We start from the raw sequence: 26594 nt of genomic DNA on the forward strand, positions 1-26594 counted from the left end.
TTAAATTCTCCATTTTCAGTGGGTAATTTTACCCATAACCACTTTAATATTATATAAAAGTATATAACCACTATTTTAGTATGTCAATCTAAAAAACATCATCTTATAATGGGCAAATGAAAGGTTACCAAGAAGAATTTATCTACAACCTTAAGAAATATCGAAAGGAACGAAAACTAACACAGGCACAATTGTCTGAACTTTGTGATGTTGCAAATGGAACGATTGCAAATATTGAATGCGGCCTTTCTAAACCATCTTTTGATTTAATTCTGACTATCGCCACAGTTTTAGGAGTTCATCCAGCCCTTCTTTTTTCCAGCAATCCGATTCAAGGCGATGTTTCAAAAGAAATCCAACAGCATGAACTTTTGCTAGAAATGTACAATAAACTCCAGGGATATTTCGGGAAATAATATAGAAAGACTCACATGAAGTGTACAGCAAGTACTAAAAGTTGACGAAACTGCAATAGCAGTGTATAGTAAAAGAAAGCGGGGACGCTTGCAAATGAGCGACCGCCTCCGTAGCAAGTTGTTAAAACCGCCCTAGAAGTCTGGTACACTTCATTTATGGGCGGTTATTTTTTTATGCTCTTAGTCCTATTTTAACAGGAAAGAGAGCAGATCTATAATCAGTGAAATGATTGTAATAACAAGCATTACAATTTCATAAAACGTCATACAGACGGCCTCCTTCATTCATGAGAAATCGGAGGCAAGCCGCCGCAGATGCAAGCATCCCCTATAAGATGTATAGTACACTATCTAAGCAAAAACGACAAGTATTTTATAAAGGCACGCGGAAACTTGTTTTGCGAAAAAAAATCACACGGAGCCAGTCCATGTGATTTTCACAAAGCCAACGGGCTAGGGATTGTAGGGGCGGTGAAGCCGTTGCGTAGGAAGCAAGGCGACCGAAGCAATGTAGCGGTAGCGGAACCCAAACGAGCACGACAACGAAAGTGCTCGCGAAAAGCCCGACCGCGAAGCGGTAGCCCAAAACTAATGTCTGCTCACTGCTACTTGCTAACTTCTAACTTATTTCATCTCTTCTGCAGCGGCGTAAATCGCACTGTAAACTGCGTCGATTTTGTCTTCGTCCACTGAGCTGAATGCTACGCGCAAGGTGCTTTCGTCGATTGAGATTGTGCCGATTTGCTTTTCGTGCAGAATTTTAAGGCGCAATTCTTCGGCGTTGCATTTTGTGTGGAAGCTCATGAAGTAGCCTGAGTTGAAAGGCAATGCTTCGAGCACGCTTGACTTGTGTGAGTCAACGAATGCGCGGACTTTTTTGTAGCGTGCGCAGAGCATGTCACGGAAAACCTTTTTTTCTTCTTCGATTTTTGGATCGCTGAATGCGTGAAGTGAAATCGACTGGCTTGGACTTGAAGAGCAGCTGACTGATGAGCGGATAAGGCCCATGAGTTTTTTCTCCAGTGCGAGGTACTGCTCGTCGGTGAGGCCTTTGCCGCCGAATGTGAGGAAGCCGCATCGGAATCCCCAGACGAAATCTTCTTTTGTTGGGCCATCAACTTTTACTGCCAGGACATTCTCGTGCAAGTCAGCAAATTCTGCGAAAAGTGACTGCGGGTAGATGTCCTCTTCATAGTTGAGGCCGAAATATGCGTCATCATCCCAAACGATGATTTTTGTGCCTTTTTCAGCAAGTTCTTTTACGACCTGAACAATCGCTTTTGCCTCGGCGTTCGTTGGTGAGTAGCCGCTTGGATTCTGGGGGAAGTTGAGAAGAACCCGGACCGAGCCTGATTTTGCCTCTTCTTCCATTGCTTTTTTGAATGAATCGATGTCAAATCCGCCGTTTGCAAACATATTGAATGCGTGAAGCTCGGCTCCACGGCGAGTCTCTACAACGAGAGCGTAATTGTCCCATGAAGGATTTGCGACCAGAAGCGGATGATTTGAATCCACGAAAAGGTCAGAAAGATATGAGATTCCGGCTGTGAGACCTGGTACTACGACTGGATTTGAAGTAGTCTTGCCTGCAAGCCCCGGATTTTTTTTGAGCATGAGCTCTTTCCATTTTTTGCGCAAGTCAGGATTGCCGGCTGTCGGTGTGTATGCGACAAGCTCGCCGTTGGTAAGTTCAGGAGCGAATTTTTTGACAGAAGGAAGGGCTGCTGGTTTGCCCTCAATCATCGTGGTGCCGATTGTTGCGTTTGCGACTTTGCCAAACTGTCGGGCTTCTGCGCCCTGAGAAATAATGCCCCGTGGGAAGAAAATTCGTGTTCCCAAATCCGACAAAAGCTCTCCTGCGACGGTTCCGCGGAGAGTGTCATTCAATTCTTGTGCCAATGGATCTAACATGATGAAAGTATTTTATTGATAGAAATATTCAGTGTCAATTAAGAAATGTATATTTATGCATAAAAATACAAAGAATGTGAATATTTTGCATAAAATATGAATAAATCCGTGATACTACAACAATTTCATCTTATTTGATATACTTCTTTCATGGACGAAAAATTTACTGAATACAAGAATCTTGTTGCGCAGATTAAATCTGAGGCCGCTAAACGAATTGTGGGGCAGGAACAGGTAATCGATGGAATTCTCACCGCCCTTGTTTGCGGCGGGCACATTCTGCTTGAAGGCGTTCCGGGTCTTGCAAAAACTCTCGCCGTAAAAACTTTCGCCGAACTTTCCGGCTTGGATTTTAAGCGCATTCAGTTCACGCCTGATTTGCTTCCTGCTGATGTAAGCGGAACTTTGATTTATGAGCAGAATTCAGGCAGATTCACAGTACGAAAAGGTCCTGTTTTTACAAATGTCGTTCTCGCCGACGAAATCAACCGTTCGCCAGCAAAAGTTCAGTCTGCACTCCTTGAGGCCATGGCAGAACGGCAAGTCACGATTGGCGAAGAAACTCACGCACTTCCCTCTCCATTCCTTGTACTTGCCACTCAAAATCCAATCGAGCAGGAAGGAACATACAATTTGCCAGAAGCAGAGCTTGACCGATTCCTTTTAAAAGTCCTTGTTCCGTATCCAAGTGCCGCCGAAGAAATTCAGATTGTTAAAACCGCCGGAAAAGCAAATGAAGTTCCTGTTTCAAAAATCCTGAATGCGCAAAAACTTACGGAAATGCAGAATCTTCTTGATTCAATAAATTGTGATGAAAAGCTGATTGAATACATCGTTTCTATTGTATGTGCGACTCGCCCGGTTCCTGAAAAAAAACAGAATTCAAAGATTGCCGTTCGAGCAGTTCAGAAGAAAGACGACATTTCAAAATATATCTCGTTCGGTGCTTCTCCGCGTGCAGGAATCGCGCTCCTTCAATGCGCAAAAGCCCATGCACTTTTCGCAGGCCGTGATTTTGTCCTTCCTGACGACATAAAAGAGGCGGCACCTTCCGTTCTTCGCCACCGAATCGTTCTTTCATACGAGGCAGCGGCAGACGGAGTTACAAGTGATGATTTGATTCAGAAAATTCTGGACTTAATGCCATTGCCATGATAAATACCACCCGACTTGCAAAAAAAGCATCTCATCTTCGACTCAGTGCGATTACCCTTGCAGAAAACATGCGGCAGGGAAGCTTCAAGTCGCTCTATCGCGGTCAGGGCATCGAATTCAGTGATGTGCGCGAATACCTCACAGGTGACAATGTTCGTTCAATCGACTGGAATGTTACGGCTCGCATGGGCAGGGCTTTCATCAAGCAATACGAAGAAGACAGGGAACTTTCGGTTCTGCTGATTTTGGACTGCTCGCACTCAATGGAAGTTCCCACAAAAAATAATTCACGGCTTCGCGCTGCAACAGAGGCGGCATCGCTCATTCTTCTTGCCTGTGAACACAATTCCGCTGCAATCGGCTCAGTTTTCTTTGACGGAAAGATTCAATTTTCATGTGCTCCAAAATCCGGCCGTGAAAACTCGATGATGATTCTCTCAAAACTTGATAAAATTGAAAACCGTCTTGAATCCGAAAAAAAAGAAGGCTCTGTGCTTCCGAATGCGCTCAAAGGTGCGGCAAAACTCCTTAAAAAGCGCTCCCTCGTCTTCATTTTTTCTGATTTCCGCTCATCAAAATGGGAAAAACCTTTCGCTCAGCTTGCTCAAAAAAATGATGTAATTGCCGTTAGAATCACCGACGACACCGATTCAGAACTTCCCGAAATGGGAACAGTGCCGTTCTTTGATGCCGAAAGCAAAAAAAAGAGCGTTTTTCCGACGCTTTCAAAAAGATTCAAATCAGAATGGCTGCAGGCAAACAAGTACCGCACAGAACAATGGAAAGAAACCTGCATGAAACACGGTGCAAGTCCGCTTTTGCTTTCAACCGAAGAAGACTGCGTACATGTTTTTTCACGTTTTTTCAAGCAACGGTAGCAAGGCAAATCGCCATTATTGAGCAAATCGCAAAATAAGAGTAAAATCTTTTCAAATGAGGAATAAAAAATGAAACTTACTTGTGGTATTGTAGGCTTGCCTAATGTCGGAAAGTCTACTATCTTTTCTGCTCTGACCAAGTCTCCGGCTCCTGCCGAAAATTACCCTTTCTGTACGATTGACCCAAATGTGGGAGTTGTTGAGTTGCCAGACGAACGGCTTGATTTTATGGCGGATGTGTTTCAGCCAAAGAAAAAAATTGCCGCCACCGTTGATTTTGTTGACATCGCCGGTCTTATAAAAGGTGCAAGCAAAGGTGAAGGATTGGGAAACCAGTTCCTTGCAAACATCCGTGAAACAAGCGTTATCGCACATGTTGTCCGATGCTTTGACAATCCGGACATCCAGCATGTACGCGAAGATGCAAAAACAGACGCTTCAATCGATCCTGAAAGCGACATTCTTACAATTAACTACGAGCTTTGCCAGGCCGACATCGACACAATCACAAAGCGGGAAGATAAAGTTACCCGCCAGATTCGTGCAATGGGAAAGGCAGAAGAAAAGAAATTTGCCGGTTACCGAAGTGCAGTCGATAAGATTCTCCCTCTTTTGCAGGAAGGAAAATGTGCTCGTCAGGCAGAACTCACAGAAGAAGAAATGGAAGGAATCTATGATCTCCATCTTCTCACAATCAAACCGCAGCTTTTTGTCTGCAACATTGATGAAGACACAATCGAAAGCGGCACAAACAAATATGTCGAACAGGTCAAAAAAATTGCTGCAGAAGAAAAGAGCGAAGTCATCGTAATCTGCGGAAAATTTGAAGCTGATTTGGCCGATATCACAGACGAAAATGACCGCAAAGAATTCATGGATAGCGTAGGCTTGAAAGAGAGCGGACTTTCAGTTTTGGCTCGTGCGGCTTACCATCTCATGGGATTACGAACCTTCTTCACTGGAGGTCCGGATGAATGTCGTGCATGGACAATCCACGCAGGAGACAAAGCTCCTCAGGCTGCAGGTGTAATCCACACTGATTTCGAAAAGGGCTTCATCAAAGCTGAAGTCTATTCTGTAGAAGATTTACGAAAATATGGAACAGAGGCTGAAATCAAAGCTGCAGGTAAATACCGTCAGGAAGGCAAAGAATATGTCGTTCAGGACGGAGACTGCATTTTCTTCAAGTTCAATGTAACAAAATAACTAAAACCGATACCGTAATTTTCTATAAACAGAATAAAAAAAGGCTGCCGATGGAACAAAATCCAAAAGGCAGCCTTTCTTATTGAGCTATCTCAAATATTATTTAATGTTAGAGTAAACATTAAGTTTTACAGCAACATTCGGAACATTTGAAATATCGTCAGAAACTGTAATTTTTCGGTTGAACATGTCAGCAACGAGATTTTTGTAATCTGCGAGAGTGAATTTCTTCATAGTCCAGTTGTTTGTTGGGAGTCCAACATAGTTCTCCTCGATGTTTGAGTCAGAAACGAGACCAAGAGCAGTAATGTCTCCACCGAAGTCAGCCTCAAATGATCCTGCAACAGCACTTCGCAATGTAGCGAATACTGTAGCAGCAAGGCTCTTCATAGCAGATGTAACACACATTCCGTCACCGTATTTGTTGATAAGTGCAGACTGGTCAACATCAACACCGATTACTTTGCCGCCAACTTTTGCAGCAGCCTCTGCAGCTGAAGTCCAGATTCCACCACCACAAGCGAAAACAATTTCAACACCACGCTGCTGGTACCATGCGTCCATAGCAGATGTGATTGTCTGGTCACCGTAGAACTGACCACCGTAAACATATTCAACAACAACTTCTTTTGCGATGCCCATTTCAACAGCAGCTTTTTCTGCACCGAAGACAAATCCGTATCCATAGCGGATTACAGCTGGAACAGCCATACCACCGAGGAAGCCGAGATGTTTGTAGCCTTCTTTAACAGCAGCATAACCAGCCATGAAGCCAGGGAGCTCTTCTTTGTAAACAGCACAGAAAGCGTTTGATGGGAGCTTCCATGAAGCTGGTTTTCCGAAGAGTTTTGCAGCAGAAAGAACATCGAACTCAGAAACATCGAGAGCGATGAATGTTACTTCTGGGTATTCATCAACTGTCTTAACGAGAGCTTCTGAGAATGCAAAACCTGGAAGAACGACTACATTGTGGTCATCCTGAATGGCAGCATTGATTGAAGCAACACGAGCCTCTGTAGAATCGTTTGAAGGCTTGTAGTATCGAAGTTCAAGACCATTTTCTGTACAGAAAGCCTTACAAGCTTCGTAAGTGGTCTGGTTGAACGACTGATCGGTGATGTCGCCATAATCAGTTACCATTGCAACTTTTACAGGTGCCTTTTCTTCAACCTCAGCCTTTTTTTTGTTGCAAGATACAAACGATGTTACAGCGAGTGCTGCAACCATCATAGAAACAAGAAACTTTTTCATAAAAAAGTACTCCTTAAAAATAAAACTATAATTAGTGTGATTATACCACACCTTTAAAAAAAAGCACTATTTTTTTTAAATTTTTTATATTTTTATTAGCACAAAATTCAAAAAAAACACTCCCACGGCAATCAAATTACTCCAGCGGGGCTTAAATTCCATCAGAAAGGCTTAAATTTCAAGCGTTCCGACTATGGTCTCATTTTTTCCGTCAGCAGAAGATTTTTCGAACCTGTCATTTTTTTCATTTTCTTCTATATTAGTATCAGTTTTTCCGGCATTTTTTCTTCCGCCACGCTTTGCTTTTGGTGCGACCATGAAACCGAACATTGAGCCGCATAAGCCGCCCGCAATGTGAGCGACAGTCGCAATATTTTCAGATTTCGGGCCGCCAAGAAGTTCCCGGCCAAGATAAATCGCAACGACAAAAATAAACGAAAGCGGAATCACATTTTTATCGAGGGTCGTTATTGAAGCAAGCACAATCAGCATGAAGACAATTCCGCTTGCCCCCAAAAGAGGATGCGGAATCAGGCAGACATTAATCACGCCGGTCACAAAAGCCGTAACGACAATCATGAGCGCGACCATATAAGAGCCGTATCTCTCTTCCATGAGAGGCCCCAACAGAAGAATAAATGAAAAATTTCCAAGAAGATGATTCCAGTCAGAATGGCCAAAAATGTGCAGGAACAGCCTGAAATAATCAAGGCCGCTCTTGTAGTTAAATCCGCATTCACTACCGATTCTTCCAGGGGCAGTAAACAAAGCAGGAATAAGATGTTTCCCAAGCAAAAAATCATTAATCAAAAGGATTAGTACGCACAAAATCGCAAAAGTCAGTGTTACGGGTGCATTGTATGTGATTCGGAACTTTTTCTTCATACTGGATTATCGACAAAAAAATGAAGAAAGTGAAGAAAGTGAAGTGAAGCGGGGCGTTGCGGGGTGCAACCCCGCAGAGTGGGGTGTGGCGCAATTAATTGCGACACAGGGGAGAGACTTCTCCCCTGTTTTTATGATATAATCGCCGCATGATTGATTTAAAATGGATTGTCCTTGCGATTGCAGTGCTTATGTACGCTCTCGTAATTGCAAAACAGGACAAAAAGGTGATTTTTACGAGCATTGCTGCCCTTCTTGTGATTCTTCTTGGCATCGTGTTTCCGGGCGCAATTTTTACATCGGCATCGGCTGAAAGTGGCAGATTATACGCGCTTACCCATGCGTTTTCTTCCCTTGTGAACTGGAATGTCCTGATGATTTATGTTGGCAGCATGACGATTGCTGCTCTTTTTCTCTATTCAAAAGTTCCTGCCAAAATCGCAGACTGGATTGTAAAAGTCAGTCCGTCAACAGGAATCGCAATTGTTCTGATTCTTGCGATGACCGGCATCATATCAATTTTTGTTGAAAATGTCGCAACGGTTCTTGTAATGGCACCAATCGCACTTTCACTCTGCAAAAAGCTTAAAATGAATCCGACTATGTTTATGGTCGGACTTGCCGTAATGTCGAATCTTGAAGGAACGGCAACCCTCGTCGGTGATCCGCCAAGCATGATTTTCGCAAGTTATGCAGGCTACACATTCAACGACTTCTTCATTCATCAAGGAAAGCTCTCAGTCTTCTTTGTCGTGCAGACAGGCTTGCTCGCAGGCTGCGTTTTCTTCTATGCAGTATTTGCCCGTCTTCGCGAAAAGACCGAGGTCGAAGGAGAGCCAATCATTTCTACTGTTCCGGCAATCCTGCTTCTTTCCCTGATTTTTGGTCTCGCAGCAATTTCATTCATCCCAAAAGAAATTCCTTTCCTTTCAGGCTCTTTTGTAATGATTCTTGGCATCTGTGGCATCCTCTGGTTCCTTTTTGCCCAGAAAAAATCAAAATCTGAAACATGGGAACTTATCAAAGGCCTTGACTGGGAAACAATTGCGTTTTTAATCGGTATTTTCGTCGTTGTAGGAGCAATCAGCGAAACAGGTCTTCTCAAAGATTTTGCGGATTTCCTTGCCAGAATCACAGGCGGAAGCAAAATTGCAGGCTTCCTTCTCGTGCTTGCAGTCTCAATCCTCATTTCAGGCTTTGTTGATAATGTTCCATACATCATCGTAATGCTTCCTGTAGCGGGCAATATGGCAGATTCCCTTGGAATCCACCCGGAACTTTATCTTTTCGCACTTTTGATTGGTTCTTGTCTTGGCGGCAACTTAACTCCATTCGGAGCAAGTGCAAATGTCGTAGCAATGGGAATCGTTAAAAAAGAAGGCTATCCGATGACTTTCGGAAAATGGCTGAAATTTGGCGGCACATTCACTCTAATTACAACAGCCGCCGCCGCAATCGTTTTGTGGGTACTTTGGGCTTAACTTTTTGACGCGGATTTCACAGTGAACATCCGCGTTTTTTTTTTACACATCAAGTGAAAAAACTGCACCGGCCTGTGGGGCTGCTCCTGCAAGTCCGTAACCAGTTGCCTGTGCAATCTGAACATTTGTATGAATTTTGGTCTGTGTTGTTTTAATCAGGGCGTCGAGCTGTGAATCGCTCATTTCTTCGGTCTTAACATCAAGTTTCGGCTGATTTTTCATTGAAATGAGCTGGTTCAAAAGTGAGTTGAGAATCTGGATTTTTGAGATGGAAACGCCCTGCTGGTTCGGTTTTGCCGCAACACCAGTCACATGGTCAAAATGCGCATAAATCACATTTGACTGAGCAACCGGAACATAGAGCTTTCCGTGACCACCGTTGGAAATAACTCCTGAGTAGTTGAAATTGTTTGCGTTCAATGAAATTCCGTTTACCATAATCTCACCTCCGAACTTTCCAATAAAAAACTTTCTTATACTCTGATTATCGGAATCTGCCGTCAATCTATTAGAAAATTTTAAAAATCAGATTGAAATCACATCTTCGGGATTTTTTTTATTTTTTTTTCTAAAGTAAAGCGAATACCCGTCCGAAAATATTATTGTACCGTGCAGTATAGGATGTGCCTGTTTTTTAAGGCACAACATCCAGACACCCTGTACTGTTTTGCAAGCTTGTAGCTGTGAAATGCAAGCTGGCAATTTTCGGTCTCCATGATTTTGAAAGACAAAGAGTGTGTAAGACTTTTTGTCTTTTTTTTTGCCCAAGAGCCTTTTCTAAAAGCACTAACCACTTAACTTTTTCGTAGATGCTGCCGATAATAAGAGAGGAGATTTCCTATGATTTCATTTCAGGTAGCAGATTTACAAAACGGTCAGAACTTCAACAGCAGAGTCATTCTCGACAAGCATTTCGTTGTCCTCGACAACAATCTCACTTTTTCGAGCGCACTTCAGAAAAGACTCGTTGAATGGGGATTCAAGACCCTCTACTCAGAAAATGAAGCTGCTCCTGCACCAGTCGTAGAAAAACTTGTTGCGTCAAAACCCGCTGCATACGCGCCCAAAGCTCCTGTAAGTCACAGCTCAGGCGAAACCGTTGACATCGATCTGGACACTCTCAACGAAGAATACAAAGACGACTCCAACGCACTGAATACAAACCTCAAGGCAGTCATTTCAAAAATCAATCTCGCAATCAAGAATTTTCCAAACAAAGACCGAATGGAAAATGTAATGACCGTCTACAACGAGTTTTTGGACTACACACAGAAAGTCTTCACCCGCTATGTAACGCACAAAGAAATGAAAAGTTCGGAACTTTCAGAATCAATTTCGCTTCTGATTGAGTTCATCAAAAACAATAAGAAATACATTCTCCGCATTCAGCCGACCGAAGAGCATAAACTCGACAAGAACTTTTTGACAAGCCACTGTCTGCGCTCAACAATCATTTCTATCGTAATCGCACTTCAAATCAACATGCCGTCTCAGAAAATTATCGAGCTTGGAATCGCGGCCCTCATTCATGAAATCGGCCAGATTAAACTTCCGCCGCAGCTTTATCTTACGGACAAGCCGCTTTCACCGCAGGCACGCAATCTTCTTGCAACACATACAGTGCTCGGCTTCAATATCGTAAATGAACTTGGATTTTCTCTTCCTATTAAAGTCGGTATTCTTGAGCACCACGAACGCGAAAACGGACAGGGATATCCACGTCATCTCACAAGCGAAAAAATCTCCGCATTTGGAAAGATTCTTTCGGTCGCGTGCAGCTATGAAGCAATCACTTCCCCAAGGCATTACAAGGAAGCAAGAACTCTCTACGAAGCAACAATCGAGTTGCTTTTGAACAAAGACAAACAGTATGATGACATTGTAATCAAGGCACTGGTTTCAGCCGTTTCACTTTTCCCAATCGGAACTTATGTCTATCTTTCGAATGGAAAAATCGGCCAGGTCACAGAAAGCAACCCGAACGACCCTCGCCTTCCAATCGTCGAAATCGTCGGTGAAAAAAATGAGCTTGGAAATCCAAAGTCAATCATAACAGACAACGACAAAAATAAAATCGTCCGCGTCCTCAACAAAGAAGAACTCAAAGGCGTCCAGGCTTATATTAAATAATTAGCAATGAGCAATTTTTTTTGGCGCGAATCTTCTGGCTCCGGGCTTTCCAGCCTTCGCTAGCGCTCATTGCTCCGTTCGCTACGCTCACTATGCAACTAAAGGGCTTCCAATCCCGCGCGAAAAATTAATTAAAAAACTGTCTTATTTTGTCGGCTTCGGCGTAGAACTGTTCGTCGAGTCTTGGCGGATTTTTTGTGAAATAAAGGATTTGCTGAAGCTCATCAAGATTTCTCGGACCCCAGACAGGCACGACATTCTCAAACGGCAAAAAATACCCAAGCGCAAGCGGCAGATTCGTCAAAACACCACCGCATAAAGGCTGCATCGCAATGAACCCGATGTCTTTCTCATAAAAACGCCGCGTAAGATTTTCGACGCTCTCAGGACAAAGCATATTGAAAGGAAATTGAATCGTCTCCCAGCCCGCATCAGAATTAAGAACATGCTCAGCGGTTTCCATTGAGTCCGTCGCGATTCCAAAATGCCGGATAACACCGCTCTTTTTCAATTCAATCAGTTTTTCCAGGATTTCAGAACCGTCATTGATTTTGGGCAGCGGATCAGGATTCTCAAGCTGATATAAATCAATATAACCTGTGCCAAGCGTATGAAGACTTACATCAAGATCAATCGCAAGCTCACCACCATTACGAGGAGAACTCTTTGTGGCAAAAAACACATTCTCACGCACATCCGCAAGAGCCTTACCAAGCCGTCTCTCACTTTCAGGCATCTGCGAAGAAGTATCAAAAAAATTCACGCCATCATCATAAGCCATGCGAATCATCTGATAAGCCACATCAGGATCATCAATCTTTTCAAGCCTCTGCGCTCCAAAAGCCGTACGAGAAACAAGAAGATTTGATTTACCAAGAGCAATGTAGTCCATAAAGTGAAAGAATTATAGCATAAAAACGGAAAGAGGGAAATGGATTAGTTTTCAGAGGCTTTTGCAAGCAGACACAAGCGTTAGGGATTGTAGGGGCAGCCCAAGGGCTGTTCCGGAGCGACAGCGTAGGAATGGAGTGCGAAAGCACGGAACCCCGGAAAGCCCGACCCGCACATAGTGCGGGGGACGCCCCAACAAAACTGCCACCTGCTAACTTTCCTCATTTTCTTCAATCAACTTTAAACTTCCCCTGCATTTTGCTATACTTTCGGCATGGTTATTGTATTAAAGAAAGACATTTCTACTTCAGAAAAAGAAAATATAAAGTCTCTTCTGGCGGCTCGGTCGCTTAACTCCAAAAACTTTTCAATATGGAGAATCCACAGTCGATTTATGTTTGGGAAGACTCCAAGAAAAAAGTTCTTCCCCGCCTTGATAACCTTGTGTTGCTGGCAAAACTCTACAAAGTTTCAATAGATGAACTTATAATAGTAGAAAATATAACACAGGATTGTACCGCTGTTCGTGAACCGTGCTCGCCGTTTGGAGTCACACAAGAAACCCTAACTCTCATCAGGCAGAACTCAAGCAAGAAAGTGCTCAGTGCTTTAGGAAGTTTTTTCAAGTGCGATCTGTTTTGATTCGCTATTACCTGTTAGGTGCATCTTGGAAGAAACTTATTCTTCACAAGAATAATGCTTGCACAAAGCTAAAAACTTGACTGTTTGCTTTTTTTTTGTATAGTAAATAATATTTTCAATCAGGAGTAAAAAATGAAAAAACTTTTTACAATCGCAACTGCAGTTTTGGCTCTTGCTTTTATATCATGTGCATCTTACCGACCGGTTGCTGCCGGCCCAGGTAAGGTAGGTTCTAAGCATGGTGAGGCTACAAGCGCAAATCTTCTCGGATTCATTCCGTTGGGGGGCGATAATACAATGCTTAGGGCTGCGCAGAACGGTGGAATCGAGCATATCGCTACTGTTGATCAGAAATATTTCTCCCTTCTTGGTATTTACACATCTGTAACAACAATCGTAACAGGAGAATAATTTTACAGCATTCTTACGCAAAAAATGCTTCCGAACTTGAAGTGTACCCTAAAAGTTGATATGCACGTATCACATTTTTGGAGGTACACTTTTTTTATGGATAAAGTTAATCTAGAAAAATCCCAGCGTTAGGCTATGTAGCCCCTTTAGTTGCCAGCTTGCTGGCAATGAGCGTGAGCGAAGGGCGGAACAGCCGACGGCTTTAGCCGTAACGCCCATCGTTCTCGGCGTTACTTTTGAACGCCCGAAAAATCCATCACCAAATTTTCAACCTTTATTTTCTCTTCAATCTTTTTCTGATTTCTGCTATAATCTTTTGCATGGTTATCGTACTTAAGAACGGAATTAGCGAAAGTGAAAAATCCAGCATTAAAAATCTTCTTACGGAGCGTAAGTTTAAAATAAATGAGCTTAAGGGCGAGGAAAGCACTGTTTTTGCGGCGGTCGGTAAGCTTAGCATGGATATTCGTGAGGTTGAGGTGCTTCCGGGCGTCGATAAGGTTATTCCGATTTCTAAGCCTTACAAAATGGCAAGCCGAGAGTTCAAGCCGGAGAACAGCATCGTTGAGATTCCCAACAACCGCGGGCAGATTATCCGCGTCGGTGGCAGCCGTCTCGTTGCGATTGCGGGGCCTTGTGCTGTCGAGAGTCGTCAGCAGATGCTTGATGCGGCAAAGGCTGTAGCTAGCAGCGGTGCTACTATGCTTCGTGGCGGTGCTTACAAACCTCGCACTTCTCCTTATTCTTTCCAGGGGCTGGGCGAAGAGGGCTTGAAGTATCTCAAAGAGGCTGGTGAAAAATACGGTCTTCCTGTTGTCACTGAGATTGTCGCCTCAGAATACATCCCTGTGATGAAGGATTATGTTGATGTTTATCAGGTCGGTGCGCGAAACATGCAGAACTTTGAGCTTTTGAAACGGCTCGGTGCGCTCGGAAAGCCTGTCATCTTAAAGCGTGGTCTTTCCGCAACTATCGAAGAATGGCTCATGAGTGCGGAATATCTTCTTTCTTCTGGCACTGACCGCGTTATTTTGTGCGAGCGCGGTATCCGTACTTACGAAAAGGCAACGCGCAATACTCTTGATTTGAGCGCGATTCCTGTTCTTCGCAGCATGACTCACCTTCCGATTATCGTTGATCCAAGCCATGCGCTTGGAGTGCGTGACAAGATTCCGCCGATGGCTCTTGCGTCGATTGCGGCAGGGGCAGACGGTATCATCGTTGAGGTTCACTGTCACCCAGAACAGGCTCTTTCGGATGCGGCTCAGGCTCTCTACCCTGCCCAGTTCGACAAAATCATGCGCGATATTGAGTCTCTTGCTCCTGTCATGGGCAAGGAAGTCGCTCACATCCGCTCGGCTGAGTCTCAGAAAAAGGCAAACGCCGAAAAAGTCACTCACAAAAAGCCAATATGCGTTTTCTCAGGCATGAAGGGTGCTTACGCGGAACAGGCAATCGAAAATTTCTTTGAGGATTGTGTTGAAGCTCAGGCTGTCGATTCTTTCGATGAGATTTTCCAGGCTGTCGTTGACGGAAAGGCTGATTACGGTATGGTTCCAATCGAAAACTCAACGGCTGGCTCGGTCTACAATAACTACGACAATCTCACCCGTTACGAAGATATTTCGATTGTCGGTGCGCTTACTTTGCGGATTCAGCACTCGCTTTTGGGCGTTAAGGGTTCTACTCTCGAATCAATCAAAAATGTCTACTCTCACCCGCAGGGATTGAGTCAGTGTTCTAATTTCCTTCGTAATCAAAAATGGCATGAAGTGGACACGGTTTCAACTGCAACTGCGGCAAGTCTCGTTGCAGAAAAAGGCTCTGTCGAAAATGCGGCAATCTGTAATGCACGCAACGCAAAGATTTACGGTCTTGAAGTGCTCAAAGAAGGAATCCAGAACGAGCAGAATAACTACACGCGCTTCGTTGTGATTGCTGCAAATCATATCGAAGAGCCAGTTGGTCAGTGGGGCGAGCAAAAGCCGAACATGGCAAGTTTTGTCTTCACTACAAAGAATGAAGCCGGTGCCCTTTACGATGCACTTGGCATATTCAAAAATGCGAATTTGAGCATGAACCGTCTCGAATCGCGCCCAATCGCCGGAAAGCCGTGGAAATACTGGTTCTACTGCGATGTCGTAATTCCAAGCGAATGTGAAAATCCTGTGGAAATGATTACAGATTTCAGCGATAAATTAAAAACTGTCGCCGAAGATGTCAGAATTCTTGGTGTTTATGCAGAATAAAAAAAATCTGTTCGGAATCTCATAACGAGCAAAATCCGAACAGATTTAAGGAATCTAGTTTATAACAGCACCTGCCTCTTCAGGAGTGTTTTCCTGTGCGGCAGGTTCTTCTTTTTTAGGAGCTTTAAGTTCGTCTGCTTTTACAGACAGGCGCTGACGAAGCGCACCACTTGCAAGATAGATTTCATTTTTTCCGTTAACCCGGATATAATTTTGCTGACCATTTGCAGCATCCTTTCCGACTTCAAGCAAAAGATATTCCTTGCCGTTATCACTTACTTTTGCAGTGATTTTTTGTCCGTCTGTAAATCCATAGCGCTCAATCGCGTCCTCACTTGATGAACTTGAAATCACGCTCAAAGTTTTGATTGAACGGAGCGCTTCAGAAATCAACTTTGCCTTTCCAGAATCAGCTTCTTCATCACCGACTTTCCAGAAATCGCCGTAGCGTTTGAGCAAAATTGAGCCATTATCATTAGAAGTAATTTCGATTGTGTCAAAAGTCTTGTCAACAACAAAATCCTTTACCGAAGAGCGGCTTCCTGCAATCACCTGCAGGATATAAATCAAAGCCAAAATGACTACACCGCCCGCGAGTATTGCTTTTCTAAGCATCAGTTTATTCTTAATCATTTTTCTGTCTCCAAAAGCATTTTAATTGAAATCTGAAAACTTAATCAGCAGTTTACTGTTTTCCGTTTTCAATTCGTGAATCATTAGGATTGTACCTTTCACGAATGGCTCGTTTCTTTGCCTTGATTTTCAACAAAACGCACAAACCAGCAAGAGCAACAAGTACGACCAGTCCGATTTCATTGAAATACTTGGCAACATTCGATGCGGCAACGCTCTTAACAGTGAGGGTGTTCAAAGACAGGCCCTTTGTTCGCATTGTACACAAATCCTCTTCGCCATTCAGATAGTCAACGGCATTTCGAACGAACATTGAAACCGGCTGAGTACCTTCCGCATCAATAAGCTGTGCATTGTTCATGAGGGCAATGTGTCCGCCACCAAGAATTGAGCTTCCAATTACGATGATTTTTCCGTTCTGAACAGATTTTGAAAGATGCTCGCTTGAAGAAATTGAATTTTCGTCCGAAGAAGCCTTTGAATCTGCCTTTTTAGCTTTATCTTCTTCTTTTGGCTCTTCAGCAGGTTTTGCCGCAAAGGCAGAAGAGAATTTTCCTTCAACTAGAACCGCAAGATTTTCGCTCGCCATAGTAGATTTGTCGCTTGGCACTGAAATAAATCTTGGATCCGCACTGATATTCGATTCGACAGTCCATGATTCTTTTGATGATTTTGCAAGAACGGTGACTTTGGCATCTTTGTTTTCTTTTGCCGCGCTAACATCAATCGGGGCATTCTGGAAGAAAATTACATAGCCAAGATTTTTTGTAACCGGACTTTTCTGATCAAGAGTGTCTTTCTGCATCATCGGTGCAAAATAGAAATTCAATTTTCCGTACTGCCTGTCGGTCTGAGAGAAACAATTCAAATCGTAAACATATTTTTTGCCAACTGAAATACCGTACTTTTCAAGATTCTTTTCGAGACCGGTATTGATTGGTGTGTAAGTCGGTGCAGAATATGGATTTGCCTGTTTTTCATCAAATGGATCAAGGAAAACAAGAAGATTTCCGCCCCTAAGCACATACTGGTCGATTTTATAAAGTTCTGAATCTGTAAATGAAGATTTCGGACCATCGATAATCACGCTCGAAAGGCTCTGAGGAATGTCGCTTTCGGCAAGATTGATTTCTTTGAGCGTATAGCGGTCAGAAATAAGATTTGCGAAGCGTGCAGAACCAATCTGCTCATCTTTAAAATCAAGCTCACCGTGACCAGTGATGTATCCGATTTCCTGTGATTTTGAAACGAGAGATTTGAGGCTTTCTTCGATTTGAGAGCCAAGGTTATCAAGACCGACAATCATGTTTCGTCCGAAAAAGTCGCGGCTCATTTTTACTGGGAAAACAGTGAATTTTTCGCCATATTCAAGCACAAGACCGATAGCGCCAGTTCCCTGACCTAATTTTGGATCATTCCAGTTAAGGCTCTGAATACCATATTTTTCGACAAGACCAGGAATGTCTTCTGAGGCAGGATCTACGCTTTCAAAAGAGATTCTGTTTTTATTTTTCTTATTGATTTCTGAATATGCTGCACGGACTTCATCAGCAATCTGATTGAAACCAATGATTTTGAAATCAGCGAGTTTTTTTGTAGCGTAAAGAGTAAGTTTTACATCCCCTGTAAGACCTGCAAGTGCACTCGTTGTAGAAACCATGTTTGAAATTGTGGTCGTGATTCGATATTCGAGACCGTCAGTTGAAGTGAGGGAGTCAAGCGTTTCAATTCGGTCTGCATAAAGAAGAACGATTCCCATCCATACGCGTTTTACGCCAACTTCATTGTTTTTAAGTTCCTGAATCTGAATCTGATTCAAGCCATAGTCACGAGCCGATTTTTCATTCTCAGGCTTTTTCATGTCAAGGAATTCGTAAGAGAAATTGCTGTTTGCGGCAGACTTATATTCAACAAGAATATCCTTGATGTACTGATAAACGCTGGAATACGGTGCGTTCAAGTTGTCAGAGAAAAAGACTTTTACAGAAAGCGGCTCTTCAAGAGTCTTAACGACCTGTTCACTGCCCTTTGAAAGAGAATATGATTTTGGTTCAGTAAGGTCGATGCGGAAATATGCCCTTGAAACAACAAGATTTGCAAAAATCAAAAGAAGAATAAATAAAAAGATGTCACTTTTAGGACTTTTTAGATATTTAATGAAATCTTTCATGGTGATTAACGAGCCTCCCCTGTTGATTTGAGTGATTCAACTGTCAAAACGAAGAAAATTGCAGAAAGTGATGCAAAATAGACGATATCACGCAAATCAATTATTCCACGAGAAATTGATTCAAAATGGCTGTAAGCCGAGAAGAAATCAAAGAAAGCAACAACGCTTGCAGGCATAAAAATCAGGAAACTTGAAATCAAAGTGAACACGATACAGATTGCGAACGCGATGAAAAAAGCAATAATCTGATTTTTTGTGAGGCTTGAAGCAAAAAGACCAATTGCAGAAAAAGAAGCAATGAGGAATAGTGCTCCAAGGTAGCCGCCAATCATCGGGCCTGCATCAGGTTTTCCGAAAATATAACAAGTGATTGCGTAAAAGAGCGTCGGAACAAGCATTACTGCCCCGGAAACAAAAGCCGCAAGGAATTTTCCTACGACAATTTCAAGCTCTGTAACTGGAAGTGTAAGCAGTGTTTCATAAGAACCGCTTCGTTTTTCTTCTGAAAGAAGACGCATTGTAAGTGCCGGAATGAAGAACGAAAGCACAATCGGCAAAAGCCCGAAAAACTGCCTCAATTCCGCACGGTTATTCAGGAAGAATGTATTGAAGAACAAAAATCCCGAAGCCAGCAAAAACAATCCGGTAACGATATAAGCAATCGGACTGGTAAAATATGCCTTTATTTCTCGCTTAAATATGATAATAGAAGAATTTAACTTCTTATCCATTGTTTTACTCCATAATATTGAATTTTTAGTTAGCAGGTAGCAGTTATTTCCAACTGCACACTGCTCCCCGCTCACTGCTCACTTTCTATGGTTAAACCGTGGAAGATATCTTCGAGGCTGTTCTTTCGGATTGACAGTTCGTAGATAGTCCAGTTTTTCTCTGCACACAAGCGGAAAAGCTCAGGCCGGATTTCGCCGCCGTCTTTTGCACTTACGAGGAAAGAAACAGCATTTGGAGCCGCCTCGATTTTATCACCCTCTGTCGGCGTGCAAGAATCTACTATATTAATAGAAGAAATTGACTCTTTTGCATCTTCTGCACTTACTCCGTCAAGCTGGATGAATACGGTTTCTGCGTGGCCGTAACGCTCGCGAAGTTCAACAGTCGGGCTGTCCGCAACGACCTTGCCCTTAGAGATGATGATTACGCGACCGCAGAGCATTTCAACTTCGCTCAAAATATGTGTTGAAATGATTACAGTGCGGGTCTTTCCGATTTCACGGATTAAGTTTCGAACATCTTCGATTTGGTTCGGGTCAAGGCCGCTGGTTGGTTCATCAAGAATAAGAATTTCCGGGTCATTCATGAGTGAGTGAGCAAGACCTACACGCTGCTTGTAACCGCGTGAAAGTTCGGAAATGTTTTTGTGCATTACTTCTTTGAGGCCACATTCTTCACAAAGTTTCGGGATTTTTTCATCAGGGTTCTGATTCTGCATGAGAGCGACATAGCGAAGGTATTCTTCGACAATCATGTCAGCATAAAGCGGAGCCGATTCAGGCATGTAGCCAATTTTCTGCTTTGCTTCGACAGGATTTTTTTCGATGTCGAGCCCGTCAATCAAAATCGTACCGCTGGTTGGTTTAAAGAAGCCGGTAATCATACGCATTGTTGTTGATTTACCTGCACCGTTTGGTCCTAAAAGACCGACAATTTGACCGGTAGGAATTGAAAAGCTTACATCGTCGACAGCTTTGAATTCCCCGAATCGTTTGGAAACATGAGATACTTCAATCATTTTTGAGATTTTTCCTTTTTTAAGTTCGTAATATTAAAAACAAGATGCAGTGAATAAGTTATACTTTTTTTTAGAAAAATTCAATTTATTTAATACATACGAGCCGTGAATCCTAACGAATATGCGATTTCTCTTTTTTTAACCCTTTTTAAAAACCTTCGTATAAATAAGTGCAATTGCAATACGGTAAAAGACAAAGAAAACTATATAAAGAACGAGTATAAGCTTGAGGACTATGGCGTAAAACTTAAGCTCGGTTTGAAGGGAAAACTTTCTACTTTCCGTTTTCCACTCTCTCACCTTCCCAAAATCTCTGCCCAGGAGCGGGAATCGCGCTTTTTGGGGTCAATGCCCAGAGTGAGCAGAATTTTTTCCAGACAGGAACGCACTTCATCCGCAGACAAATCATCTTTTGTATATTCGATTTCGGCATAAGGAAGACCGTTCACTTTCTCAATCTCCAGATGTGCCTCAAAATCAGAACCGTCGAGCGAACAAATCACGCCAAGCGCATCCTTTTTCTTTTCGAACCACTTTATAAATCCTGCCGCCTCAAAAAACGCACGCAAAACTTCCGCATCATCGACAAAGGTTTCTTTTTCGGAATTGAACTCGACTCCGTTTTCGATTGTCTTTCGCTTTATACAGAAATAGGCTTTTTCTTTATTGTCTTCGCATTGTTCCACCAGCTTTTCGGTACGAATCCGGATTACCCGCAATTCCTTGTTGGCAATCCGCTCTTCGTGAGTGTGATAGCGTGAAAAGTATTCGTCACATTTGATGATGTGCTCAAGAGAATGAAACTTGAACGACGAAAGATTTTCTTGTTTGGAGAGAATTCTTTGGATTTTATCAAACTGTTCTTCTGAGAGGGGGACTTTAAGTTCAATTTCGCGTGCCATAATGGAATTATAATTTCTGAATAAAAAATTAGCAACTTTAGAAATGGTGTGGTATAATATCTTTTCGTGAAAAAGAGTCTTTCAATAAGTGCCTTGGTTGTTATTTTTCTCGCGGAATTTGCCGGTATCCTTGGCATTCTTTACCTCAGGCACAGCATGGATGTTCAGACCTCATTATTCAATACAACAATCGGGCAGGTCTTTGAAGTCGAAAGTGATGTCGAACAAATCAGAAGTCTTCTATATAAATATGAATACAATATGGCTTCCGTCATGACCTCATCCGAATCTGCTCAAAAAGAAACTTTAGAAGAACTTAGCGAAACAGAGCTTGAAATCCGCAATCAGCTGATTATTCATGGCGAAATCCTTCAGGGCATGGAAAAGGGCACAGAAAAAGAAGCTTTATTCAGAAGCGTTAATGACGATGTTATGAAATATCTGAATTATAATGTCGTCCTGCTTTTAATGAAGGGTTCTGAAAATCCCGAAAACATTTCACGATTCACGAACACTTATATCCTGCCGCTCATGAGCAGCGTAAATTTAAGCATCAATACGCTCGCAAAAATCACAAAAACCTACATTGCTGATTCAAAGCGCGAAATGGAATCTTACCTTGCTTCATCGAGATTATTTTCAACCATCGGTTTCATTGTAATCATAGCGGCAATCATCATAAGCATATTTTACAGCCACAAAGTCATTGCGGAACTCGAAGAAAAGAACAGGTTTTTCAAATCAAAATCTGAATCCAGTGAAATGCGCATTGCCGAAATCCAGAACAATACGATTATGGGAATCGCGGACCTTGTTGAAAGCCGAAGCGGTGAAACAGGTCAGCATGTAAAGCGCACCAGTCATCTTGTAAACATGATTCTTCTTCAGGCAAAAAAGAAAGGCGTTTGGTCAGATGTTCTGACTGATAAGTTCATTGATTATGTAACAAGAGCGGCTCCAATGCATGACCTCGGCAAAATCGTAATCCCGGACGCAATTCTGAACAAACCGGGCAAGCTCACCCCAGAAGAATTTGAAATAATGAAGACCCATGCCGCTGCCGGAGGAAAGATTGTCACTGACATCATTGGCGGCATCGAAGAAAAAGAATATGTGGACATTGCTTCCGATATTGCCAGCTATCATCACGAAAAATGGAACGGCAAAGGCTATCCGTCTGGTAAAAAAGGCGTTGAAATTCCCCTTTGTGCCCGCATAATGGCTGTAGCTGATGTTTTTGACGCACTGATTGCCGAACGATGCTATAAAAAGCCGATGAGTTACGAAGACGCTTTTGCCCTTATCGAACGAGAATCCGGGGAACATTTTGATCCTCAGGTTGTTGAATTATTTTTGGAGCTGAAAGATGAAATTTTCGCGGAACGGTAAATTTATTCTTCCTATTATAACGGCTTTTTTCCTTAGCTTTGTCTCTTGCTCTGCCAAAAACGACGACAAGAACTGCACGATAAGATTTTCATGGTGGGGCAAAAAAGCGCGCACAGAATACACGCTCCAGGGAATCTCCATGTTTGAATCCCTAAATCCAACTATAAAAGTGCAGCCCGAATACGATTCATGGAGCAATTACGAAAGCAGCATTGAAAACGCACTTGAAACAGGAACTTGCGCCGATGTCATGCAGATAAATTTTGACTGGCTTTACAAATATTCCGCCAATGAAAACATGTTTTATGACCTCAATGAGCTTTCTGATTATATCGAGCTGTATAATTTTACCCTTGATGATTTGGCTTACGGAACTTTCAACAGCAAACTCTATGCGATTCCAATTGCCTTTAACACAGCCATCCCCGTTTATGACAAAAAAGTTCTGGATGAAAATTCCCTGCCAATTCCTTCAACCTGGGACGAATTGTTTTCGATTGCAAAAGTCCTCAAAAAGAAGGATATGTATGTCTTCACTGTGAGCAAGCGTCACCTGTTTTTTGTCACAATGGCATGGTTTGAGCAGACTTATTCAAAGAAAATGTTTAAGGAAAACGGCAAACTCAACATTTCAGAAGAAGAAACTGGCATTATTTTTGATTTTGTGAAGCGGCTCGTTCAGGAAAATGTTGTTTATTCAATAAATGAAGGATTCAGTTTCCCGGCCTTAAAAGAAAACAAAATAGCAGGTTCCGTGCTGTGGTGCAACGAAACCGCTCTGTTTATGGCTGAATCAGAAAAGATTGGCGGCAAGCCTGTTCTCGGAAATTTCATCACGACTCCAGGTGCAAAAGAATCCGGCTGGTATCTAAAGCCTGCAACGCTGTATTCAATCAAAAAAGACTGCAAAAATCCACGCGAGGCCGCCATGCTCGTAAATTATCTTCTCAACAGTCAGGATTTTGCACTTCTTCAAAAAAACGAAAAAGGCGTTCCTACAAGCAACAAAAGTCTTACCGCCCTGATGACGAGCAGGCAGCTTGAATCAATGCAATACAAGGCACTGATGAAAATCCGCTTCAACAGAGATTCAATCAACAAGATGATTCCGATTATGGAAGACAATAATGTGATTCAATCCTTTGCAGACTGTGCATTTTCGTATGCCAAAGGATACAAGCAAAAAACCGAAACCGCCAAAGAATTCCTTGAAAGTGTAAGCTATTGTTTATAATGGGAAGGGGAAAGTCTCCCCTTACACCTTTGTTCATTACAGAAAAATCGCGACAAGGATGTCGCTGCAGAAAAGTGCACCTTCTCAGCGGGCTCAGACGCCGCCCGCAACGCCTGCTCCAATCAGCGAGAGTGACATCATGATAATGCCTGCAAGAAGAACGCCTGCGATAACTGCGATACAGGTTTTTTTCCAGTTCATATCGAGAAGACTTGCTGCGAGAGTGCCTGTCCAAGCCCCGGTTCCTGGCAACGGGATTCCTACGAACAAAAAGAGAGCGAAATACAAGCCCCTGCCCGCCTTTTCCTGCAATTTTGCCCCGCCGCGATGACCTTTTTGGAGGAAGAAACGGCAGATACCGCCAATCAGTTTCTGATTCTGCCCCCACTCCAGGAATTTCCGCGCGAACAAAAAGATAATCGGTACCGGGAGCATGTTTCCGACCATGCAAGTGACAAAAAGAAGAACGAGCGAAAACGGAGTCATCTCGATATTCTGAGCAGCAAAAATCCCCACGCCCACAGGAATTGCCCCACGAAGCTCAATCAAAGGAACCATCGAAACCAAGAAAGAAATCAAAAGTGCTTTAGACATGGAAAGTATTATAATGGAAAAGAAATGAATGAATCAATGAACAGAAGGAAAGATTAACACCAGACTTAAAATTGACTACTTAAAAATTCTTCTATATACTTGTTAGTTATGGGTGGAATTAAAAAAGAGAATAGGGAAAAAGTAGCCGAAGTCAAAAAGGCGGCTGCTTCAAAAGCAACAGAAAAGAAATCTGCAACGTCAAAGGCGGCTCCAAAAGCAAGCACAGCCACCAAAACCACAACGGCAAAAAAAACAGCAACTGAAAAGTCTGCTTCTGCAAGTGCTGCAACAAAAGCGTCCGCAGCAAAGAAAACTGTCGCATCAGCAGAAAAGAAAGTTACGGCAGCAAAATCTGCAACAACTACGAAAACTACATCCGCAAAATCAAAGAAGCCTGTGGCCGGAATCGATGAAGAAGGAACTTTCCGCGCCTGGGACAACGCAAAGACCGTGGCGAAGTCAAAGAAAGAGGCGGCTCCCAAAAACAGCGTAGAAGAGCGGGCAGCAGACAAAAAAGCCACTGCCGAAGCCGAAAAAAAGCTTGAGGCTGCAAAAAAAGCTGACCCGAACGCAGGTATGGCAAAAAAAGAAGTTTCCGCCTCGGACTACTCGGACGACAAAATCCGCCACCTGGATGCGCTTGAGCATATCCGCCTCCGAAGCGGAATGTACATCGGTCGTCTTGGCGACGGCTCAAACCAGAACGACGGAATCTACATTCTCTTAAAAGAAATAATCGACAACTCAATCGACGAATTCATCATGGGATTCGGTACAAAAATCGATGTCGAAATCAAAGAAAACCGCGTAAAAGTGCGCGATTACGGGCGAGGAATCCCGCTCGGAAAGGTCGTGGACTGTGTTTCTCAGATTAACACCGGCGGAAAATACAACGATGATGTTTTCCAATTCTCTGTTGGTATGAACGGTGTTGGTACCAAAGCCGTAAACGCCCTTTCTTCATATTTCCGCGTAATCTCAATTCGTGACGGAAAATGCGTTGAGGCTGTCTTTGCCGAAGGAAAACTCCAGTCAAACAAATCGGGCGCGGTAAAACCGGGCACCAAAAACGGCACATATTTTGAATTCGTTCCGGATGAAAAGATTTTCGGAAAATATTCCTTCAACATGGAATATGTCGAAAAACGCATGTGGAACTACGCCTACCTCAACTCAGGTCTCACACTGCGTCTGAACGGTCAGGATTTCGCAAGCGAGAACGGCCTTCTCGACCTTCTCACAAAAGAACTTGAATCCGAGACAATCTACCCAATCGGCTCTTACACGGGCGAGCACCTTCAGTTCGCTTTCACCCACACGAATTCTTACGGCGAAAATTATTTCTCATTCGTAAACGGCCAGTACACTTCGGACGGAGGAACCCACCTTACGGCCTTCAAGGAAGGTTTCATCAAGGGTGTGAATGACTTTTTCCAGTCCAGCTACAAATCAGAGGACATCCGCGAAGGAATCACTGCGGCAATTCTTGTCAAAGTAAAAGACCCGGTTTTTGAAAGCCAGACCAAGAACAAACTCGGCAACACCGACATCCGCCCGTGGATTGTGGCAGAAGTTCAGTCCGGGCTGGACAACTATCTCCACAAGAACCCGAAGGCAGCGGAACGACTCAAGGCAAAAATCGAAGCCAATGAAAAACTCCGCACGGAACTTTCCAGCGTCAAAAAGCAGATGAAGGAAGCGGCCAAAAAAATGAGCATTCGCATTCCAAAACTTGATGACTGCCGCTTCCATCTCAAAGACGGGGCAAAAGGCGAAAATTCCATGATTTTCATCACTGAGGGACAGTCTGCTTCGGGCGTTATGACTCACTCACGGAATGCTGACTATCAGGCAATTTTCTCCCTGCGCGGTAAACCCGAGAACATGTACGGAAAACGCCAGACCGATATCTACAAAAATGATGAGCTTCACCAGCTGATGATGGCTCTCGGAATCGAAAATTCTGTTGAAGATTTGAAATACTCAAAAATCGTAATTGCAACCGATGCCGATAATGACGGTTTCCATATCCGCAATCTCGTGCTCACATTCTTTCTTGGCTACTTTGAGGAACTTGTCACAAGCGGCCGGGTCTACATTCTCGAAACTCCGCTTTTCCGTGTACGAAACAAAAAAGAAAACATCTACTGTTATTCAGAGGATGAGAGGGACAAGGCTCAGGTAAAACTTGGAAAATCATGTGAGACCAGCCGATTCAAGGGCTTAGGTGAAATCAACCCCAGCGAGTTCAAGCAGTTCATAGCTCCGGACACAATCCGTCTGACTCCTGTTGAAATCAGCCAGCTTAAAATCATTCCCCAGCTCCTGTCATTCTACATGGGCAAAAACACCCCGGAACGAAGGAAGTTCATTGAGAATAATTTGCTGAGCAATGCGGAAATTGACGCGTAAGGAA

The 26594-nt window shown here is 43.1% G+C and carries 22 protein-coding genes; 11 read left to right on the forward strand and 11 right to left on the reverse strand.

The window, feature by feature from the left end; translation table 11 throughout:
* Nucleotides 1–116: 116 nt before the first annotated feature.
* Nucleotides 117–416 (forward strand): helix-turn-helix domain-containing protein, encoded by a 300-nt coding sequence (locus Q0Q74_RS04085; RefSeq protein ID WP_294428788.1) that lies wholly within the window; start codon nt 117–119, stop codon nt 414–416.
* Between the two features lie 624 nt (nt 417–1040).
* Here Q0Q74_RS04085 and Q0Q74_RS04090 read toward each other — a convergent pair.
* Nucleotides 1041–2327, reverse strand: a complete 1287-nt coding sequence (locus Q0Q74_RS04090; protein ID WP_294428790.1) for an aminotransferase class I/II-fold pyridoxal phosphate-dependent enzyme — start codon at nt 2325–2327, stop codon at nt 1041–1043.
* Between the two features lie 150 nt (nt 2328–2477).
* On the opposite strand from Q0Q74_RS04090, the gene Q0Q74_RS04095 reads away from it, so the two are divergent.
* The 3 genes from Q0Q74_RS04095 (at nt 2478) to ychF (ending at nt 5566) form a co-directional block, all read left to right on the forward strand.
* A complete protein-coding gene (locus Q0Q74_RS04095; protein ID WP_294428791.1) occupies nt 2478–3482 on the forward strand; it encodes a MoxR family ATPase in 1005 nt (334 codons plus the stop codon).
* Nucleotides 3479–4360 (forward strand): DUF58 domain-containing protein, encoded by an 882-nt coding sequence (locus Q0Q74_RS04100; RefSeq protein ID WP_294428794.1) that lies wholly within the window; start codon nt 3479–3481, stop codon nt 4358–4360. The genes Q0Q74_RS04095 and Q0Q74_RS04100 overlap by 4 nt, the downstream gene beginning before the upstream one ends.
* Before the next feature lie 69 nt (nt 4361–4429).
* Nucleotides 4430–5566 (forward strand): redox-regulated ATPase YchF, encoded by a 1137-nt coding sequence (gene ychF, locus Q0Q74_RS04105; RefSeq protein WP_294428795.1) that lies wholly within the window; start codon nt 4430–4432, stop codon nt 5564–5566.
* A 99-nt stretch (nt 5567–5665) separates the two neighbouring features.
* On the opposite strand, the gene Q0Q74_RS04110 is transcribed toward ychF, so the two are convergent.
* Together Q0Q74_RS04110 and Q0Q74_RS04115 are read right to left on the reverse strand one after the other, a co-directional pair.
* Nucleotides 5666–6817 (reverse strand): BMP family ABC transporter substrate-binding protein, encoded by a 1152-nt coding sequence (locus tag Q0Q74_RS04110; protein WP_294428797.1) that lies wholly within the window; start codon nt 6815–6817, stop codon nt 5666–5668.
* Nucleotides 6818–6988: 171 nt separating this feature from the next.
* Complete coding sequence (locus tag Q0Q74_RS04115) at nt 6989–7702, reverse strand: rhomboid family intramembrane serine protease (protein WP_294428799.1); 714 nt, start codon at nt 7700–7702, stop codon at nt 6989–6991.
* Nucleotides 7703–7851: 149 nt separating this feature from the next.
* Between Q0Q74_RS04115 and Q0Q74_RS04120 the strand changes: the two genes are divergently transcribed.
* On the forward strand, nt 7852–9183 hold the full coding sequence (locus Q0Q74_RS04120; RefSeq protein WP_367268325.1) for an SLC13 family permease: 1332 nt from the start codon (nt 7852–7854) through the stop codon (nt 9181–9183).
* A 42-nt stretch (nt 9184–9225) separates the two neighbouring features.
* Here Q0Q74_RS04120 and Q0Q74_RS04125 read toward each other — a convergent pair whose 3' ends face one another.
* Nucleotides 9226–9621, reverse strand: a complete 396-nt coding sequence (locus Q0Q74_RS04125; protein ID WP_294428801.1) for a hypothetical protein — start codon at nt 9619–9621, stop codon at nt 9226–9228.
* 402 nt (nt 9622–10023) lie between these two features.
* Here Q0Q74_RS04125 and Q0Q74_RS04130 point away from each other — a divergent pair, with 402 nt between their 5' ends.
* The gene (locus tag Q0Q74_RS04130; protein WP_294428803.1) at nt 10024–11313 is read left to right on the forward strand and encodes an HD domain-containing phosphohydrolase; all 1290 of its coding nucleotides are present in this window, start codon (nt 10024–10026) and stop codon (nt 11311–11313) included.
* Nucleotides 11314–11440: 127 nt separating this feature from the next.
* Here Q0Q74_RS04130 and Q0Q74_RS04135 read toward each other — a convergent pair whose 3' ends face one another.
* Complete coding sequence (locus Q0Q74_RS04135; RefSeq protein ID WP_294428805.1) at nt 11441–12205, reverse strand: aldo/keto reductase; 765 nt, start codon at nt 12203–12205, stop codon at nt 11441–11443.
* Nucleotides 12206–12978: 773 nt separating this feature from the next.
* On the opposite strand from Q0Q74_RS04135, the gene Q0Q74_RS04140 reads away from it, so the two are divergent.
* A complete protein-coding gene (locus Q0Q74_RS04140) occupies nt 12979–13257 on the forward strand; it encodes a TRL domain-containing protein (protein WP_294428807.1) in 279 nt (92 codons plus the stop codon).
* A 320-nt stretch (nt 13258–13577) separates the two neighbouring features.
* Nucleotides 13578–15506 carry a 3-deoxy-7-phosphoheptulonate synthase gene (gene aroF / locus Q0Q74_RS04145; RefSeq protein WP_294428809.1) on the forward strand — a complete coding sequence of 643 codons (1929 nt, stop codon included), beginning with the start codon at nt 13578–13580 and terminating at the stop codon, nt 15504–15506.
* A 54-nt stretch (nt 15507–15560) separates the two neighbouring features.
* On the opposite strand, the gene Q0Q74_RS04150 is transcribed toward aroF, so the two are convergent.
* From Q0Q74_RS04150 to Q0Q74_RS04170, 5 genes are all read right to left on the reverse strand, one after another.
* Nucleotides 15561–16139, reverse strand: coding sequence for a DUF4340 domain-containing protein (locus Q0Q74_RS04150; RefSeq protein ID WP_294428813.1), 579 nt, complete (start codon nt 16137–16139; stop codon nt 15561–15563).
* Between the two features lie 52 nt (nt 16140–16191).
* A complete protein-coding gene (locus Q0Q74_RS04155) occupies nt 16192–18309 on the reverse strand; it encodes a GldG family protein (protein ID WP_294428814.1) in 2118 nt (705 codons plus the stop codon).
* Nucleotides 18310–18314: 5 nt separating this feature from the next.
* Nucleotides 18315–19040: an ABC transporter permease subunit gene (locus Q0Q74_RS04160; protein WP_294428816.1), complete on the reverse strand. Its 726-nt coding sequence runs from the start codon at nt 19038–19040 to the stop codon at nt 18315–18317.
* 71 nt (nt 19041–19111) lie between these two features.
* Nucleotides 19112–20059, reverse strand: a complete 948-nt coding sequence (locus Q0Q74_RS04165; RefSeq protein ID WP_294428818.1) for an ABC transporter ATP-binding protein — start codon at nt 20057–20059, stop codon at nt 19112–19114.
* Nucleotides 20060–20355: 296 nt separating this feature from the next.
* A complete protein-coding gene (locus tag Q0Q74_RS04170) occupies nt 20356–20961 on the reverse strand; it encodes a hypothetical protein (RefSeq protein ID WP_294428819.1) in 606 nt (201 codons plus the stop codon).
* Between the two features lie 66 nt (nt 20962–21027).
* Here Q0Q74_RS04170 and Q0Q74_RS04175 point away from each other — a divergent pair, with 66 nt between their 5' ends.
* Both Q0Q74_RS04175 and Q0Q74_RS04180 read left to right on the forward strand, forming a co-directional pair.
* The gene (locus tag Q0Q74_RS04175) at nt 21028–22350 is read left to right on the forward strand and encodes an HD domain-containing phosphohydrolase (RefSeq protein ID WP_294428823.1); all 1323 of its coding nucleotides are present in this window, start codon (nt 21028–21030) and stop codon (nt 22348–22350) included.
* Nucleotides 22328–23584: an extracellular solute-binding protein gene (locus Q0Q74_RS04180; protein ID WP_294428825.1), complete on the forward strand. Its 1257-nt coding sequence runs from the start codon at nt 22328–22330 to the stop codon at nt 23582–23584. The genes Q0Q74_RS04175 and Q0Q74_RS04180 overlap by 23 nt, the downstream gene beginning before the upstream one ends.
* A 93-nt stretch (nt 23585–23677) precedes the next feature.
* Here Q0Q74_RS04180 and Q0Q74_RS04185 read toward each other — a convergent pair whose 3' ends face one another.
* Nucleotides 23678–24178, reverse strand: a complete 501-nt coding sequence (locus Q0Q74_RS04185; protein WP_294428828.1) for a small multi-drug export protein — start codon at nt 24176–24178, stop codon at nt 23678–23680.
* 576 nt (nt 24179–24754) lie between these two features.
* Here Q0Q74_RS04185 and Q0Q74_RS04190 point away from each other — a divergent pair.
* On the forward strand, nt 24755–26590 hold the full coding sequence (locus tag Q0Q74_RS04190; protein ID WP_294428891.1) for a DNA topoisomerase IV subunit B: 1836 nt from the start codon (nt 24755–24757) through the stop codon (nt 26588–26590).
* Nucleotides 26591–26594 lie beyond the last annotated feature (4 nt).

Source organism: uncultured Treponema sp. (genome assembly GCF_946187725.1).
Lineage (GTDB): Bacteria > Spirochaetota > Spirochaetia > Treponematales > Treponemataceae > Treponema_D.

Excerpts from the sequence above, each read along its gene's own strand:
- Q0Q74_RS04140 (WP_294428807.1), top strand. The coding sequence starts at position 12,979 with ATGAAAAAACTTTTTACAATCGCAACTGCAGTTTTGGCTCTTGCTTTT.
- Q0Q74_RS04100 (WP_294428794.1), top strand. The coding sequence starts at position 3,479 with ATGATAAATACCACCCGACTTGCAAAAAAAGCATCTCATCTTCGACTC.
- Q0Q74_RS04120 (WP_367268325.1), top strand. The coding sequence starts at position 7,852 with ATGATTGATTTAAAATGGATTGTCCTTGCGATTGCAGTGCTTATGTAC.
- Q0Q74_RS04090 (WP_294428790.1), bottom strand. The coding sequence starts at position 2,327 with ATGTTAGATCCATTGGCACAAGAATTGAATGACACTCTCCGCGGAACC.
- Q0Q74_RS04190 (WP_294428891.1), top strand. The coding sequence starts at position 24,755 with ATGGCAAAAAAAGAAGTTTCCGCCTCGGACTACTCGGACGACAAAATC.
- Q0Q74_RS04135 (WP_294428805.1), bottom strand. The coding sequence starts at position 12,205 with ATGGACTACATTGCTCTTGGTAAATCAAATCTTCTTGTTTCTCGTACG.
- Q0Q74_RS04155 (WP_294428814.1), bottom strand. The coding sequence starts at position 18,309 with ATGAAAGATTTCATTAAATATCTAAAAAGTCCTAAAAGTGACATCTTT.
- Q0Q74_RS04115 (WP_294428799.1), bottom strand. The coding sequence starts at position 7,702 with ATGAAGAAAAAGTTCCGAATCACATACAATGCACCCGTAACACTGACT.
- aroF (WP_294428809.1), top strand. The coding sequence starts at position 13,578 with ATGGTTATCGTACTTAAGAACGGAATTAGCGAAAGTGAAAAATCCAGC.
- Q0Q74_RS04150 (WP_294428813.1), bottom strand. The coding sequence starts at position 16,139 with ATGATTAAGAATAAACTGATGCTTAGAAAAGCAATACTCGCGGGCGGT.
- Q0Q74_RS04130 (WP_294428803.1), top strand. The coding sequence starts at position 10,024 with ATGATTTCATTTCAGGTAGCAGATTTACAAAACGGTCAGAACTTCAAC.
- Q0Q74_RS04160 (WP_294428816.1), bottom strand. The coding sequence starts at position 19,040 with ATGGATAAGAAGTTAAATTCTTCTATTATCATATTTAAGCGAGAAATA.
- ychF (WP_294428795.1), top strand. The coding sequence starts at position 4,430 with ATGAAACTTACTTGTGGTATTGTAGGCTTGCCTAATGTCGGAAAGTCT.
- Q0Q74_RS04170 (WP_294428819.1), bottom strand. The coding sequence starts at position 20,961 with ATGGCACGCGAAATTGAACTTAAAGTCCCCCTCTCAGAAGAACAGTTT.
- Q0Q74_RS04085 (WP_294428788.1), top strand. The coding sequence starts at position 117 with ATGAAAGGTTACCAAGAAGAATTTATCTACAACCTTAAGAAATATCGA.
- Q0Q74_RS04185 (WP_294428828.1), bottom strand. The coding sequence starts at position 24,178 with ATGTCTAAAGCACTTTTGATTTCTTTCTTGGTTTCGATGGTTCCTTTG.
- Q0Q74_RS04110 (WP_294428797.1), bottom strand. The coding sequence starts at position 6,817 with ATGAAAAAGTTTCTTGTTTCTATGATGGTTGCAGCACTCGCTGTAACA.
- Q0Q74_RS04125 (WP_294428801.1), bottom strand. The coding sequence starts at position 9,621 with ATGGTAAACGGAATTTCATTGAACGCAAACAATTTCAACTACTCAGGA.
- Q0Q74_RS04165 (WP_294428818.1), bottom strand. The coding sequence starts at position 20,059 with ATGATTGAAGTATCTCATGTTTCCAAACGATTCGGGGAATTCAAAGCT.
- Q0Q74_RS04180 (WP_294428825.1), top strand. The coding sequence starts at position 22,328 with ATGAAATTTTCGCGGAACGGTAAATTTATTCTTCCTATTATAACGGCT.
- Q0Q74_RS04095 (WP_294428791.1), top strand. The coding sequence starts at position 2,478 with ATGGACGAAAAATTTACTGAATACAAGAATCTTGTTGCGCAGATTAAA.